Raw genomic sequence first — 13,949 nt, 5'->3', positions numbered from 1 at the left:
ACCATGTCGCTGGTGAAAGCCATTCTTCGGTTCGGCAGCGAGGCGCTATGACCACTCGCAGCGGAAAAAATGTTCTCATCACTTTCGGGCGTTCATTCCTCACCCTCGATCTCGCCAGATTGATGAATGCCGGCGGGCACAATGTATTCATCGCCGATTCGATTCCATTTCCCATCACACGATTCTCGAATTCCGTACAGAAAGTGTTCCGCGTGCCGCGGCCCAAGTTCGAGCCACGCGAATATGTGGACGAAATTGCTCGCATCGTCCGGGCTGAATCGATCGACCTCGTCATACCGATCCACGAAGAAACCGACATCCTTGCGATGGCGCAGGACCAGTTCCCGCCCGAGTGCCGACTGCTGCTCTCGGATTTCCTGACCGAAAACCGGCTGCACAACAAATACGAGTACCAAGTGCTGCTGGAGACCTTGGGCGTGCCCACCCTGAAGTACGCACAGGTTCGCGATGAGGCCGAATTGGCCGCGCTGGATTTTGAAAGTCCATTTGCGCTGAAGCAGGTTTACTCGCGAGGTTCACAGCAGGTTTATAAAGTGAATCCGGGAGAAATACCCGACGGTCTCACATTTGATCCGCTTAATCCGTGGCTGGCGCAGGAGTGGCTGAAAGGTGACAAGTACTGCACCTATTCGGTGTGCCACGAGGGCCGAGTCTACGCACATGCAATCTACCCTGTGCGATATGCAATCAACGGTCAATCGTGCCTCAGTTACGAGCCGGTCGAACATCCGGGAATCACCGACTGGGTGACCGAACGGGTGAAAGAAATCAATTTCACCGGTCAAATCGGATTCGACTTCATCGAACACCCGGAGCGGGGGTTGTTCACCATTGAATGCAACCCGCGTTCTACAAGTGGCATTTTGATGTTCGAACCCCATAACAGGGTCGACCGCGCATTCTTTGGCGAGAATGACGACGTGATCACCCCCGACCCCGACGTTCGCAAAATGGTGGGGCCCGGAATGCTCCTCTACGGGTGGCGCAAATCCGCACTCGAGGGCAACACGCTGCGCGGGTTCGCGCGGGATTTCCGGCATACGGACGAGATCATCACCCGACGCGACGACATCGGTCCATTTCTGGGCATCCCCTTCGCCTTGAGCAATATCCTCACGAACTCACTCAAGTATCGCGTGGGTTTGGCGGAAGGTTTCATGCACGACCATGAATGGGACGGCGAGCAGATCTGATCGGGCCGTCAGGCTGTGTGCTGACGGCAGAACTCGACGATCCGCTCGACGCTGTCACCGGGACCGGTGAACAACCCGCCGTGGCCCGCGCCGTCGATCTGGACGAACGCCGACCCGGGGATGCGGGCCGCAGTGGCTCGGGACAGCTCGGGAGGGAAGAACAGGTCGTGTTCGAACGCCAGCACCAGGGTCGGCACATCGATGGCCGCCAGGTGTTCGGGCAGCGGCTCGCCGGACTTGATCCACTCGTAGGACGCCGTCAGCTGGCCGGTGAAGCCGTCCGGGCTCGCCCAGCCTCCGTCGGAACCGCTGAGCATGTCTCGCCAGCCGGACACCGTGGCCGGGTCCTGGAGCAACGTGGTGTGCAACGTGGTCATCAGTTGCTCGAAAACCAGTACAGCTCGGGGTATTTCGCCGATCTGTTCGATGAGGCTCAGCTCCATCTCGCCGACGAGTGCACCGATCGGGCTGGGCTGTAGCCCGGCGAAAAGGACTGCAGCCGTGACCAATTCGGGACGGCTGCGCAGCATGGCCTGAGTTGTGTAGCAGCCCATCGAGTATCCGACGACGAGTGCGTCGTTAACGCCGAAATGGTCGAGGAGTGCCGCGGCGTCGTCGGCGAGGTCGGCCACCGAGTAGGGCGAAGGCGGCGCCGAGGACGGAGCCAGTCCGCGCGCGTTGTAGCTGATCACGGTGAATCCGGCGTCCGCGAGGGCCGGGGCGAGGCCGCAGATGTCCCACACCATCGACGGCATCCCTAAACCGCCGTTGAGCAGCACAACCGGTCCTTCTCCGACCTTGGTGACGCCCAGCACGGTCCCGTTCGCCAGCGTTATCGCGTCCATGACCGGTCCTCTCCCATCGCAATCCAGGACAAGGTTTATACCAAGCGGGATCTGCTCGCGAAGTCGATCTGCGCGGCCGGGTTGCTGACCGCGGTGACCATACCGGTCCCATACGGACCCTTCCGGTCGTACAGGGTGGCAGTTCCCACCGAGATCCCGTCGGCGGTGATGTGGCTGTCCGCCTCGATGCCGAGCTGGTCGCCCTCCGGCACACGAGACAACGCCATGGTGAGGTCGCAGTTGATGTAGCCGATTCCGTCGGTGCCCAGGTTGGTGACGAGACTCGTCGACTCCGCGGACTGCACCGCGTGGACAAACGGTGAGGCGGGTTCGTTCGGCAGCACGGGCATCGCGGTGCTCCATGCTCGTTTGCGCGAGGCGTTCTGGTGGCCGCCGATATCCCGCGTCCAGTCGGTGTCGTCGGACTGCAACCACGGGTGTCGTAACGTGTTGTCCTCCTCGTCGGACGGCGGGCTGAAGGTGGCCGACGGCTGCCACTCGGTGCCGGGAGGCGGCGCGGAACGGCGCAGAAACACCGCCGTGGCACGGGCAACCGTGACGTCGTCCTGCCGGACCTCGGCGTCGGCGACGATGATGCGTCTACCTGAGCGGACCAGCGCCGTGGTGACAACCGTGGGCAGGCTGCGTGCAGCCTTGAACAGGTCGATTGTGATCCGGGCGGGCACGAAGTCCGGATCGGCGAAGTCGCGCTCGATGGCGCGGGCCGCGACAGCACAGACTGCCGGGCCGTTCAGCTGAGCCGGATCCCAAGCGCTTCGGGACCACTTGGTGGGGATCAGCGTGCTGTCGTCGTCACCGGGAATGAAAAAACTGCGAGGTTCGGGCACGAGATCGATAGTGTCAGAGCTGGGCCGATGTGAGCGGGGCGGGTGCGGGCGACGCGAACGGGAGGTCGCGGCGTGACCGACGACTGATCATCGCGAGTGTGGCTGCGGCAGCGACGGCACCGAACCCGAACATCCAGGGATAGGTGACCCCGGGGATGTAGTCGTGCAGATATGCCAGTGTGGCCGGGACCGCGAACCCGAGATAGGTGAGGGCGTAGTACACCGCTGTCAGGCCGGCGAGATCGCCCGGCTGCGCGATCCGCTGCACCTCGGACAGTCCGGCGACGAGGGCGATTCCGTAACCGGCGCCGAGCACCACAGCGGCGACCAGCACCGCCCAGATGGTCAGGATCGAGGAAGCGAGCGCTGCCAACGCCATGCCTGCCACGAGCAGGAGCAAAGCCACCTGACTGGCCCGCGCCGAGTCGGGACGGTCGATGCGGCGGGCGAGGGCCTGGATGCCGAACCCGCAGCTGAGCGTCACGACGGAGATCAGGGCTGCGAACGCCATGGGAGCGCCGCCGACCTTCGGTGCCATCAGGGTCGGCAGGATGGCCTGGCATCCGATGGCTGCGCCGAAGACCCACGGCGCCAGCGGGACAACGACGTACAGGAACCGGCGATGGCCCAGCGAAGGAATCTTCAGATCATCTCGCAGGCGGGCCGGTGAGGTGGCTCGCTCACGGGTTTCGGGAACATTCCACACCCACACCGCGCCGAGCAGGCACACGCCGGCGTTCAGGACATAGGACAGCACGTGAGGCCAGGGCCCCCACTCCGCCAGCACTCCGGCCAACCCGGCGCCGACGCCGAACCCCGCGGTCAAGCTCATCGCGGCCCGCTTGGCGCCGTTGTCGACGGACAGTTCCTTGATCCAGCTCGTCCCTACCGCCATCGCCAGGCCGATCGCGATGCCACACAGAATGCGGCCCACGGCGAGGAGGGTGACCTGGTCGGCTGCGGCTGCCAGCACCAGCGATCCGGCTGCGGCGATGAGCGCGGCGGGGCGCATGATCGGCCGGCGCCCGAACCGATCTGACAGTGGCCCGCCGATCAGGAGCGCCGGGATCATCCCGAGGACGTAGGCGAAGAGCAACACATCGACGGTGGGACCGGACAGCTCGTACTCGCTCTTGTAGAACACGAGCAGGGGAGTGAACTCGTTGCCGCCCCAGGCGATGGCGAACATAGCGGCGCTCACGCCGCGCCAGTTCCTCATGCCGGAGGCCTGCGCAGATCGTGCACTGCCGCCAGGTGTGCTGCGAGTGAGGCGGCGAACCCGTCGGTGTCACCCGCCTCGATCAGGTCGGTCAATTCGTTGTGATGCTTGATGATTCGCTCCATCTGGGCCTTGTCGCGCAACACCGACGTGCTGGTCATCCGGAGTTGACGATCGTGCAGGGTGTCGTAAAAGCCGGACAGCAGCGGATTGTTCGCGGCCTGCACGAACAAGCGGTGGAAACCGGCGTCCTCGATGGTGAACTGGTCCACCTCGGCTGCCTCGGCGAGACTCTCGAGCCGGGCGATGCTCTGGCGGAGCGACTCGACGATTGCGCTCCGATCGGTGTGGGCCAACGCGCGGACCGCGGCGGTCTCGACTGCGTGGCGGGCCCCGATGACGTGTTCTGCCTCGTCTGTAGGGACCGGCACGATCAATGCCCCTCGTTTGGGGTAGAGCCGCATCCAACCCTGGGTCTCGAGCCGCAGGAAGGCCTCTCGAACCGGTGTCCGCGAGATGCCCAGTGCTGCGGCGACCTCGCCCTCGCTGATGAGTTCGCCACCGGCCAGCGAACCGGAAAGGATCCGGCCCTTGACGTCGCGGTAGGCGCGCTCGGCGGCCGACAGGTTCATGGACACAACTTGTATCTAAGCAGCTGCCGTACGGTCAGACCAGAGACGCGATGTGTGATCTTGGTCAGCCGGGCGATCAGGGCCGGGCGGTGGGGGCGCCTGTCAAGGCGGCTGCGGCTGCGTCACGCATACCGAGAGCTTTCCGGTGCTGACCTGCCGCTGCGAGGGCGTCCGCGGTGCGGACGTACAGCTCTGCGGCCTCGGTGTGCCGACCGAGGCCGGACAAGGTGGTGGCCATGTGCCCGACAACGTCGACGGTGTCGGGGTCGGTGGGGCCGTGGGTGAACATGTATTTGGCCAGTAGGTCCCGGCACAGCGGTTCGCACGCCTCCCACTTGCCCAGATGCACAAGACAGCGGATGACGTCGTGCAGGTTGGACAGGCACATCAGCGAGTAGGGACCTTCGCGCCGCGCGCGGATCTCACGCAGTACCGAGAACTCCGCGAGCGCATGGGTGTACTCACCTGCCTGGAACAATTCGGTGGCCTCACGCTGCATCTCGTCGAGCACCCAATCAGTTTGCCGTCCGGACCCGCTGTGCTGGGCCGAAACGGGCAAGACGGCCGAAACGGGGATCGGGCAAACCGCACCACGTAGGGCACAGCGCTGGTTTCTGCCTAAGGTGACCGGGTGACGCAGCCACAAGACCAAGGCGATTCCCATCGGCATCATCACCACGGTCTCGCAGCCGTCGACCTGCATCCGGCGGTCGCCAAACTCGTGGTGGGGTTGCTGACGGCGTGTGCGATCGCGGTCGTCGCGGGTCTGGTGATGCTCTGGCCGAGCGACCGTGATCACGACATACCGGTGCAATTCCAGTCGTCGGGCGGTGGCTCGGTGGAGATCGAGACCGGGCAGGTGGTCTCGCAGACGATGGCTGATTGCCTGAACTCACAGGCGGGTCAGGTTTTTGCGGGTGCCGCGACGGTGTCGACGGTCAAAGACGGCCCGTGCATCCAGAACACGGTGGAACTGACGTCCGGGCCCAACAAAGGCGCCAACACGCTGATCGAGGTCCCGACCAACAGGGTGCAGGCCGGACTGCAACAGGACTCCGGGAGCGACGACCTCAGTGACGCCCAGCTGGGCAAGCCCCAACCCGGCCAACCCGACCTAGCTGTAATGACCAGGGACGTTGTGAACGGTGTGGCACCAGTAAATAGGTGAGGACCTCCGGTATCGGTGTGGTTACCACAACTACAGCGACTACCAAGAGGTCCTCATGTCCCACGCTAATGCCTTGCTCGCTCCGAAGGGCAGATTGAAACTCGCAACAACTATCGTCGTAGACGGTTGGACGATCCGGCGAGCTGCCGAACGGTTTCAGTGCTCGCCCACCACCGCCAAGAAGTGGGCCGATCGGTACCGGGTCGGTGGCGAGAAGGCGATGGTCGACCGCTCCAGCCGCCCGCACCACAGCCCTGGACGTACCCCGAGCAAGACTGAACGGCGAATCATCAACCTGCGCTTCACACGCCGCTGGGGACCGCACCGCATCGCCTACCACCTGCACCTGCCCCGCAGCACCGTCGGCGCGGTCCTACGACGCTTCACGATGCCCTTGTTGCGGAATCTGGACCAGAACACCGGCCTGGCGGTCCGCCGACCGACACCGCGCCGATACGAGCACGACGCCCCGGGCGACCTGATCCACGTCGACATCAAAAAGCTGGGCAAGATTCCCCACGGCGGCGGACACCGCAAACTCGGACGCCAAGAAGGCAAGCGCAACAACAAACGACAGGGCCTGGGCTACGCATTCATCCACCACGCCGTCGACGACCACTCCCGGCTGGCCTACTCAGAGATCCTCGGCGACGAAAAGAAGGAGACCGCCTCAGCGTTTTGGATCCGCGCCAACGCCTACTTCAACCTTCACAACATCACCGTCAAACGAGTACTCACCGACAACGGATCCTGTTACCGCTCAACGCTATTCGCTCAAGCACTCGGCGAGACCATCAAGCACAAACGGACCCGCCCATACCGGCCGCAAACCAACGGTAAGGTTGAACGATTCAACCGAACACTCAACCAAGAATGGGCCTACGCCCACACCTACCTCTCCGACGAAGCCCGCGCCGCGACCTACCAACACTGGGTCCATGAATACAATCACCACAGACCACACACAGGCATCGACGGCAAATCACCCATCGACCGCATCACTGTGCACAACGTCCCCGGGAAGAACACCTAGCCGTCGGCGACTCGATCAAGCTGTCTCGAGCGGCCAGTGTGGACGGTTCGGAGAACTACTCGTTCTTCGACTTCGCCCGGTCTACGTCGATATGGGTGTGGGCGGCGGTGTTCGTCCTGGCCATCGTCGCGGTGGCGGCATGGCGCGGCTTTCGGTCGGTCATCGGCCTGGTGTTCGCATTCGTGGTGCTGTTCGGGTTCACCCTGCCGGCCATGCTGGACGGGGAATCGCCGGTGGCGGTGGCCATCGTCTCGTCGGCGGCCATCCTCTTCGTGGTGATCTATTTGGCGCACGGGGTGAGTCTGCGCACCAGTGCGGCATTGCTGGGCACCCTCGCGTCGCTCATGGTGGCGGCGTTCTTGTCCTGGTTGTCCATCGAGACCATGCACATCTCCGGCCTGTCTCAGGAACAGACCACCAATCTGCAGATCTACAACAACGCCATCTCGCTGAACGGGCTGCTACTCGCAGGATTCATCATCGGTGCGCTCGGCGTGCTCAACGACGTCACGATCACCCAGGCTTCCGCGGTGTTCGAGCTCTCGGCAGTGGACCAGACCGGACCCCTGCACACGTTCAAGGCCGCGATGCGGGTGGGCCGCGACCACATCGCCAGCACGGTGTACACCATCGTATTCGCCTATGCGGGTAGCACTTTGCCGCTGCTGTTGTTGTTCTCGGTGTCGGGGCAGTCGTTCTCGACACTCATCACCACCGACATGGTGGCCGTGGAACTGGCGCGCTCGTTCGTCGGCGGGATCGCAATCGCGTTGTCTGTTCCGCTGACCACGGCGGTTGCCGTGCTGCTCTCGACACCGGGGGCGCGTCAGGAGAAGGAGACGGTTGCGCAGCCGATCGAACGGCCGGCCGAACAGCCACCGGCGCACGGCAGGCACTGGCTACCGGAGTGAGCTCAGGCAGGTTCTGACACCGTGTTGGTCACCGAACCGATGCGGTCGATGGTGAGGGTGACCTCGTCGCCCGGCGCGATCCAGCGGTCCAATTCCAGGCCGCACCCCATCGGCAGGGTGCCCGATGTGATCAGCTCACCCGAGTGCAGATTCTCTGACTGACTTGCGTAGGCGACCACTTCGCCTGGGCTGTAACGCAATCCGTGGGTACTGGTGGACGACCACACCTCGCCGTTCACCGAAACGGTCGCCTCGAGCTGGTCGATCTCGGACAGCACCTCATCGGCCGTGACCACCACGGACCCGATGGAACTACCGAATGTCTTGGTTTTCACCACGGGTCCGAAGACGCCGCGACGTTGCTCGTCCCACTGCACGTCACGCGCACTGAAGTCGTTGAACACGACGAATCCTCCGATGGCCCCCGCAGCCTTCTCTGGGGTGGCGTCGCGCACCGGGTGGGCGATGATCATGCCGAACTCCAGCTCGAAGTCGAGCTCGCTGCTGTATGCCGGCCACGGCATCGGTTCACCGTCGCCGATCACCGTGAGGTGATTGCCGGTGTAGTAGACCGGATGGTCGTAGAAAGCGGATTTGAGTCGCAGCGGCGGAAACACCCTGTGTGTCAACCGTTCATAGCCGCGGATCAGCGGGCGGGTTGCGGGCAGGTTGCGTTGCACCAGACCGTGGGCGGCCTTGGTCCAGTGTTCCTCCCAGCCGAGGAAGCACCGCAGCGAACTCGGGTAATACGGGATCGACGGGGCTGGGTCGACGGCCACGCCGACCCCCTTGCGTGCAGCACGGTCCACGATGTCGATGACGGTGGCCCGAGACCGTTCGCCGGTAGCGAGCAGGGCGAGCAGATTTGCAGGCAGGTGGGACAGCTCGTCGAGTCGGCCGCGCGAATCGAGGGCGGCCCGCAGGCTGATCCACGTCTCGGTGGGCTCATGCAGGATGGCAAGCGACGCGGGGTCGGTGAGACGGCGGATCTTCATCGGCTGCGTTCGCGTAACAATTTCCCGGCATCCGCGAAGGCGCGGGCGCGGCGCCCGAAGGTGGGTGGAGCTGGTGCCTCGCCCTTCCACAGCCGGTAGAGGGTGCTCAGGTTCAAGACGATCCGCTCCGGGGAGTCCCAGTGCGCATACGGCCGAAAGTCGTTGCTGGTCAGAAGTGTTCGCGCGGCCTGGATGGGAGACCGGCCCGCGTGGAACTGAGCACGCCCCTCTCGATCGAGCCACGACCAGTAGTCGCGGAGCAGCTCGATCTCGGTAGGCCCGCAGATGGGGCCGTGGCCGGGAACGTACGTCGCCGCGTCCAGACCGAGCAGATGGTCGAGAGCATCTTGCCAATTGCTCAGTGGGCCATGCCATATCACCGGTGTGGCCCCGATGAACAGCAGGTCGCCCGTGAACACCACCCCTGAGTCGGGTACATGTGCGATGACGTCACCGGGCGTGTGGGCGGGGCCCAGATCCCGCAGCAACACGGTGCGTCCCCCGACGGTGATGGTGTCGGTGCCGGCGAATGTGTGATCCGGGAGCCGGGGGCCCCGGGTGGGAAGCGATGCTCCTCCGGTGACCCGGCTCATGTAGGAGCCCATTGCTCCGGCCGGCCCGGGCAGTGCCGACGCCACCGAACCGAGTTTCGAGAATCGCGCCACCGCCGCGGGTGGGGTGTCTTCCTTCATTGCGTGTAGAGCCGACTCCGAGGTGGTGATGCGCGCCGACGCCGGCAACGTGTCGTTTCCCCACCAATGGTCACCGTCGGAATGGGTGTTGACTGCCTCTGTGATGGCCGCCGATCCGACCAGATCCGGCCAGGCCTGCGCGATCGACTCCGCGCGTGAGGTGTCCCAGACCGTGTCGATCACCATCGACGCATCGTCACCCACCACCAGGCCTGTGTTGGTCTGGCCCCAGCCGCCGGGGAGATGCATGAAAGCGTATGTGCCACCGTCGATCTGAATGAGATTGTCTTGCCGAACTGGCATCGGTGGTCCTTGCGGGAGGCGGGGATGGGACGCGGAAGTGCAATGACTCGACTGTACCGATCAGACCCCGGATCGCGCTGGTACTCGGCGACTACCCGAGCTCCGCCGGGCGATTGACGAGATGAGACCTTCCACCGGACCGCGACCGTACCGGGCAATCCACACGGTCGAGAATGCGACCGCGACCAGTACGAAGACGATCCAGGTGAGCAGCCCCTGCCACGGGTACACGCCGTCGCGACCGCGCTCGGAGAACTGGCACAGGACGAAGATGGCCACGATGTGCGTGCTGTACACGGTGAGCACCATCGTCCCGGTGGCGCGCAGAGGGAGACTGAATCGTCCGGGCCGTCGGCAGAGCAACAGGCACAGCCCGATGACCAGCATGCTGATCCCCGCCGAACCGAACACGTCGAACGGGGTGCCCGAATGTGGTTCGGCGCCCAGCATCGCCTGCAGGTCGGCCCATTCCCACAGGAAGCCTTCACCCGGGTTCTCCGAGGGTGCGTAGAACTGGGACGGCGTTTGGTGCGTTCCGTCGTCGAAACCCGACAACGCCGCGGAGAGCAGGTAGGAGGCCATGGCGATGCCGGCACCGAAGCCGGCAAGTCGCCGGGCGACCATCGGCGACCGGAGATCGAGCCGTCCGATGCCCAGTCCCAGAAGCAGATAGGCCGCCCAGATCAGCCCTGGGTATCCGCCGCTGATGAGGATGTCGGTCAACGCGTTGAACGGAGATCCCCACGCCCCGAGTGCGGCGTGGATGAGCGGGACCAGAAACGGCATGACCACCGCCACCACACCGGCCGCAGCGAACAGGGTGGGCGGCGAAACCCGCAGCAGCGGCAGCGAGACGACAAACAGGAAGCTGTACATCACCAGGATGATCAGGACGGGGGTGCCCAGCATCTGGAGCAATCCGCCCAGCAAGAAGATGCAACACGCCCGAACCAGGAGCTGATGGCGCGCGACAACAAGCTGTTCGGCGCCGAGAGGGGCGGTGCCGCCGGTCACCAGGGCGATCGAGACCCCGGCCAACACCGCGAAGGTGACGGCCGAGTGGCCGTTGACCACCGAACCCCACGTCTCCGGTTGCGTCCACCGCAGATCGCCGAGGTCGAGGATGTGCGCTGCGAACATGCCCAGTACCGCCAGGGCCCGCGCGATGTCGACGCCGGGTATACGCGCCGATCGATTGGCCGTCATTTAATCATCTTCACTTACTGCGCGTGCCCATGGTTTTCCGTGGACACCGACTTGGGCCACTGTTAGCGTCCGCTGTCATGAGCAGTGACGCGCAAGACATTGCCGACCTCAGGCGGCAGGTGCAGCGACAGGGCGAACTGATCGACGACCTATACCGCAGGCTGGGCCTGGACGGGCCACCGGCACCGGCGGCTCCGACCGCCGAGACCATTCCACCTGAGATCGCCGACGCAATCCGGGCGGGGAAGATGCCACTCGCTCTGAAGCTCTGGCATCAGCGGACCGGGGTCAGTCTCTCGGAGGCCAAAGAACAGATCGACGCGTTCGCCCGGTCGATGGGCTGAATCGGCGGAGAAAGTCTGCGTTGTTTCGCATGTGGATGCGGACACCTGCGCCGGGACGCGCCGGAGTTGTAAGTTCTCCCCATGACCAACGCCACGGGCCCCACGTCGCCCCGCACCAACGCCTTTGTCCCTCAGTCTTTTCCCGATCAACTCCGCAATGCCGTGCGGGCGGGGCTGATTGCGAGCGCCATCATCGGCATCATCGTCGGGATCGTGGCCCTGGTGTGGCCGGAACCGACGTTGCTGGTTGTCGCCCTGCTGTTCGGGATCACGCTCATCTTCACCGGCGTGTACCGGCTGACCGTGGCCTTTTCGGCGAAGCTGCTGCCGACATCGATGAGGGTGTTCTTTGGCATCATGGGTGCGATCGTCCTGATCGCGGGCATCATCTGCCTGTTCAACCCCGGTGAGTCGCTGGTGCTGCTGGCCATCGTGATCGGCGTGGGCTGGATCTTCCAGGGAGCGCAGGAAATTGCGGCCGGTCTGGCGGGTGCGCACTACGCGCCGAAGTGGTTCCTGATCGGGTCGGGTGTGTTCTCGGTGATCGCCGGCATCATCGTGCTGTTCCTGCCGGGCGCGGCGATCGCCACGTTCCTCATCGTGGGTGCGATCCTGCTTGTCGTGGTCAGCGTGGTGACGCTGCTGACACTGCCGCGAGCGGCCCAGACCCCGAGCCAGGCTCAGTAGCCCGCTGCCCAGCCTCGGACGTCGGACACGTATTCCATCGAGTTGTTGTACCGGAGCACTGCGGCGACCTGCTGCTCGGGATCACGGAGATCAAGTCCGCCGTCGCACAGGTAACGGCCGGTGGTCAGGGCAGCATCGAACAGGTTCTGGGGATCGATCGCGCCGTCGCCGTTGCCGTCCGCTGCGTACCTCTTCCAGGTCTCGGGAAGGAACTGCATCGGCCCGACCGCGCGGTCGTAGTTGGGGTCGCCGTCGAGTTGACCGCCATCGGTGTCGTGGATGACGTTGTTCCCGGCAAGGCTGCCGTCGAGTACCGGGCCGAGGATGGGCGCGAGGAGCTCGCCGTTGTCGCCGACCTTGCCGTTGTTCGCGTGGGTCGACTCGACCCGTCCGATTCCGGCGATCAGCTGCCAGGAGATACCGCAACCCGGCAGTTCCTGCGCCAGCTTCGACCCGGCTGCGAAGTAAGCCTCGTAGTTGACCCGGGGGATCTGACCACTGGTGACGCTTGCGGGCACGACCTCGGGGGCCGGCGCGGGCGCAGGCGCGGCAACTTGGGCGACCGGCTCGACCACCGGAGCGGGAGCGGGAGCCGGCGTCGACGACTGCGGGGCCTGACGAGTGTCGGCCACCTGCTTGGTGGAGTCGGTCAGCTGGTGATCGGCCTCTGCGGTTGCTGCTGCGGTGACCAATCCGATGGGTACGAGAGCTGCCAGAGCGAAAGGTGAACGCGACTTTCTCTTCGGCGCTGAATGCTTACCCAATCGGGGACCTCCTGGTATGGCCTTTGTCTAGGCCTTTTACGACCGCGCCGACGGTACCCGAAACACGGCGTTAACCGTTATCGATCCGTGACCAATTGGCCGCGACACCGGTGCGTGAACCCGGGTCGTCGCAGGTAAGCCGTTAGCAAATCGAAGTTTGTGATCCTCGCCATACGATCGGACGGACTTGTCGAACCGTGGACGGTCAGAAGCCGCCGAAGTCCCCGCCCCCGAAGTCGCCGCCTCCGAAGTTGTCACCGCCGAAGTCGTCCCCGGACGCGCTGTAATCGGTACCCGCATCGCCGGAGTCGCCTGGGTCGCCAGGGTCGCCGGGGTCGGTATCGCCGTCACCTGCGTCGAGACCGTCCTGGTACCCGTCGCCAGAACCGCTCTCGAAGGCCTGGGCGTCGTATCCGACACCGGCCATGCCGCTGAACATGGCATTGAACAGCAGCACCGATCCCAGGCCCCAAGCGCCGGCGACCAGGGCCGGCTTCCACCACGGCTCGGAATACCAGCCGGCGGGGACGGGTCGGCCGGCGACGCGGCCGCCCGGGAAGTAGTTCGGTGTCTGGTCCGACGGCTGGGGTGACGCCGCAACCCGGCGACCTTCGTACTCGATCTCCCGCTTCTCGCTGACCTCACCCGAACTCTTCTGGCCCACCAGCGTGCCGATCTCGGGTCCCGGGTCCATGTCCATCGCGATCCGGGCGGCTCGTACGTAGTAAAGGCCTTCCAGCGCAGTCTGTTTGGCGAGCTCAGCTTGTCTGGGGGTGGCCGCCTGCTCGATCTGGGACCCGGCAGCGTTGAAACGTTCGGACGCGTCGGCAAGTGCGGACTTGGCCGGTTCATTCGAGCCTACGAGGTTGAAGACCTGGCCGCCGAGCCGCTCGATCGCTTGTCTCGCATCGGCTTTCGCGTCGGCAAGAATGGCTTCGTCGGCGCGGCGACGAGTCGAGCCGTGGTTGCGGGCGAGTGCGACGATGCCGATCACCACAACGATCACCGCGATCAACAGGATCAATTCCATCGGGGGCCTCTCGATCGTCACGAACCATCTGCAGTACTTCCAGGCTACTGATGTCAGT

The 13,949-nt window shown here is 64.5% G+C and carries 15 protein-coding genes and 1 pseudogene; 6 read left to right on the top strand and 10 right to left on the bottom strand.

Translation table 11 applies throughout. The annotated features are described in order from the left end of the window. Window positions 1-47 precede the first annotated feature (47 nt). Window positions 48-1,214 carry an ATP-grasp domain-containing protein gene (locus MVA47_RS25370; protein WP_247210352.1) on the top strand — a complete coding sequence of 389 codons (1,167 nt, stop codon included), beginning with the start codon at window positions 48-50 and terminating at the stop codon, window positions 1,212-1,214. Between the two features lie 8 nt (window positions 1,215-1,222). Here the strand turns inward: MVA47_RS25370 and MVA47_RS25365 are convergent, their stop codons facing one another. The 5 genes from MVA47_RS25365 to MVA47_RS25345 all read right to left on the bottom strand — a co-directional run bounded on the left by MVA47_RS25365 (window position 1,223) and on the right by MVA47_RS25345 (window position 5,269). Next, complete coding sequence (locus tag MVA47_RS25365) at window positions 1,223-2,059, bottom strand: alpha/beta fold hydrolase (protein WP_247210351.1); 837 nt, start codon at window positions 2,057-2,059, stop codon at window positions 1,223-1,225. Window positions 2,060-2,094: 35 nt separating this feature from the next. Further along, complete coding sequence (locus MVA47_RS25360; protein ID WP_247210350.1) at window positions 2,095-2,907, bottom strand: thioesterase family protein; 813 nt, start codon at window positions 2,905-2,907, stop codon at window positions 2,095-2,097. 13 nt (window positions 2,908-2,920) lie between these two features. Then, window positions 2,921-4,126 (bottom strand): MFS transporter, encoded by a 1,206-nt coding sequence (locus tag MVA47_RS25355; protein WP_247210349.1) that lies wholly within the window; start codon window positions 4,124-4,126, stop codon window positions 2,921-2,923. Then, window positions 4,123-4,758, bottom strand: a complete 636-nt coding sequence (locus MVA47_RS25350; protein WP_247210348.1) for a GntR family transcriptional regulator — start codon at window positions 4,756-4,758, stop codon at window positions 4,123-4,125. Before MVA47_RS25350 ends, MVA47_RS25355 begins: the two co-directional genes overlap by 4 nt. A gap of 76 nt (window positions 4,759-4,834) precedes the next feature. Next, complete coding sequence (locus MVA47_RS25345; protein ID WP_247210347.1) at window positions 4,835-5,269, bottom strand: tetratricopeptide repeat protein; 435 nt, start codon at window positions 5,267-5,269, stop codon at window positions 4,835-4,837. A gap of 120 nt (window positions 5,270-5,389) precedes the next feature. On the opposite strand from MVA47_RS25345, the gene MVA47_RS25340 reads away from it, so the two are divergent. The 3 genes and pseudogenes from MVA47_RS25340 to MVA47_RS25330 all read left to right on the top strand — a co-directional run. After that, window positions 5,390-5,926: a hypothetical protein gene (locus MVA47_RS25340; protein WP_247210346.1), complete on the top strand. Its 537-nt coding sequence runs from the start codon at window positions 5,390-5,392 to the stop codon at window positions 5,924-5,926. A 55-nt stretch (window positions 5,927-5,981) separates the two neighbouring features. Further along, the gene (locus MVA47_RS25335; RefSeq protein ID WP_247206913.1) at window positions 5,982-6,959 is read left to right on the top strand and encodes an IS481 family transposase; all 978 of its coding nucleotides are present in this window, start codon (window positions 5,982-5,984) and stop codon (window positions 6,957-6,959) included. Next, window positions 6,956-7,870 (top strand): annotated as a pseudogene (locus tag MVA47_RS25330) (YibE/F family protein); the annotation flags it as partial. The gene MVA47_RS25335 and the pseudogene MVA47_RS25330, both read left to right, overlap by 4 nt. Window positions 7,871-7,872: 2 nt before the next feature. Here the strand turns inward: MVA47_RS25330 and MVA47_RS25325 are convergent. From MVA47_RS25325 to MVA47_RS25315, 3 genes are read right to left on the bottom strand one after another with little or no spacing between them, the layout of a single operon-like run. Further along, window positions 7,873-8,865 carry a fumarylacetoacetate hydrolase family protein gene (locus MVA47_RS25325; RefSeq protein ID WP_247210345.1) on the bottom strand — a complete coding sequence of 331 codons (993 nt, stop codon included), beginning with the start codon at window positions 8,863-8,865 and terminating at the stop codon, window positions 7,873-7,875. Next, window positions 8,862-9,860 carry an MBL fold metallo-hydrolase gene (locus tag MVA47_RS25320; protein ID WP_247210344.1) on the bottom strand — a complete coding sequence of 333 codons (999 nt, stop codon included), beginning with the start codon at window positions 9,858-9,860 and terminating at the stop codon, window positions 8,862-8,864. Before MVA47_RS25320 ends, MVA47_RS25325 begins: the two co-directional genes overlap by 4 nt. A gap of 60 nt (window positions 9,861-9,920) precedes the next feature. Then, the gene (locus MVA47_RS25315; protein WP_247210343.1) at window positions 9,921-11,066 is read right to left on the bottom strand and encodes a DUF418 domain-containing protein; all 1,146 of its coding nucleotides are present in this window, start codon (window positions 11,064-11,066) and stop codon (window positions 9,921-9,923) included. 77 nt (window positions 11,067-11,143) lie between these two features. On the opposite strand from MVA47_RS25315, the gene MVA47_RS25310 reads away from it, so the two are divergent. Then, the gene (locus tag MVA47_RS25310) at window positions 11,144-11,410 is read left to right on the top strand and encodes a hypothetical protein (protein ID WP_247210342.1); all 267 of its coding nucleotides are present in this window, start codon (window positions 11,144-11,146) and stop codon (window positions 11,408-11,410) included. 81 nt (window positions 11,411-11,491) lie between these two features. Beyond that, complete coding sequence (locus MVA47_RS25305) at window positions 11,492-12,097, top strand: HdeD family acid-resistance protein (protein ID WP_247210341.1); 606 nt, start codon at window positions 11,492-11,494, stop codon at window positions 12,095-12,097. Here MVA47_RS25305 and MVA47_RS25300 read toward each other — a convergent pair. Together MVA47_RS25300 and MVA47_RS25295 are read right to left on the bottom strand one after the other, a co-directional pair. After that, window positions 12,091-12,861: a lytic transglycosylase domain-containing protein gene (locus MVA47_RS25300; protein WP_247210340.1), complete on the bottom strand. Its 771-nt coding sequence runs from the start codon at window positions 12,859-12,861 to the stop codon at window positions 12,091-12,093. The two genes, MVA47_RS25305 and MVA47_RS25300, sit on opposite strands and share 7 nt — an antisense overlap. Window positions 12,862-13,066: 205 nt before the next feature. After that, window positions 13,067-13,891 carry a DUF1542 domain-containing protein gene (locus tag MVA47_RS25295; RefSeq protein WP_247210339.1) on the bottom strand — a complete coding sequence of 275 codons (825 nt, stop codon included), beginning with the start codon at window positions 13,889-13,891 and terminating at the stop codon, window positions 13,067-13,069. Window positions 13,892-13,949: the final 58 nt, after the last annotated feature.

Origin of the sequence: Williamsia sp. DF01-3, from assembly GCF_023051145.1 — a bacterium.
GTDB lineage: Bacteria > Actinomycetota > Actinomycetes > Mycobacteriales > Mycobacteriaceae > Williamsia.
This window is presented reverse-complemented; position numbering and strand designations above follow the sequence as displayed.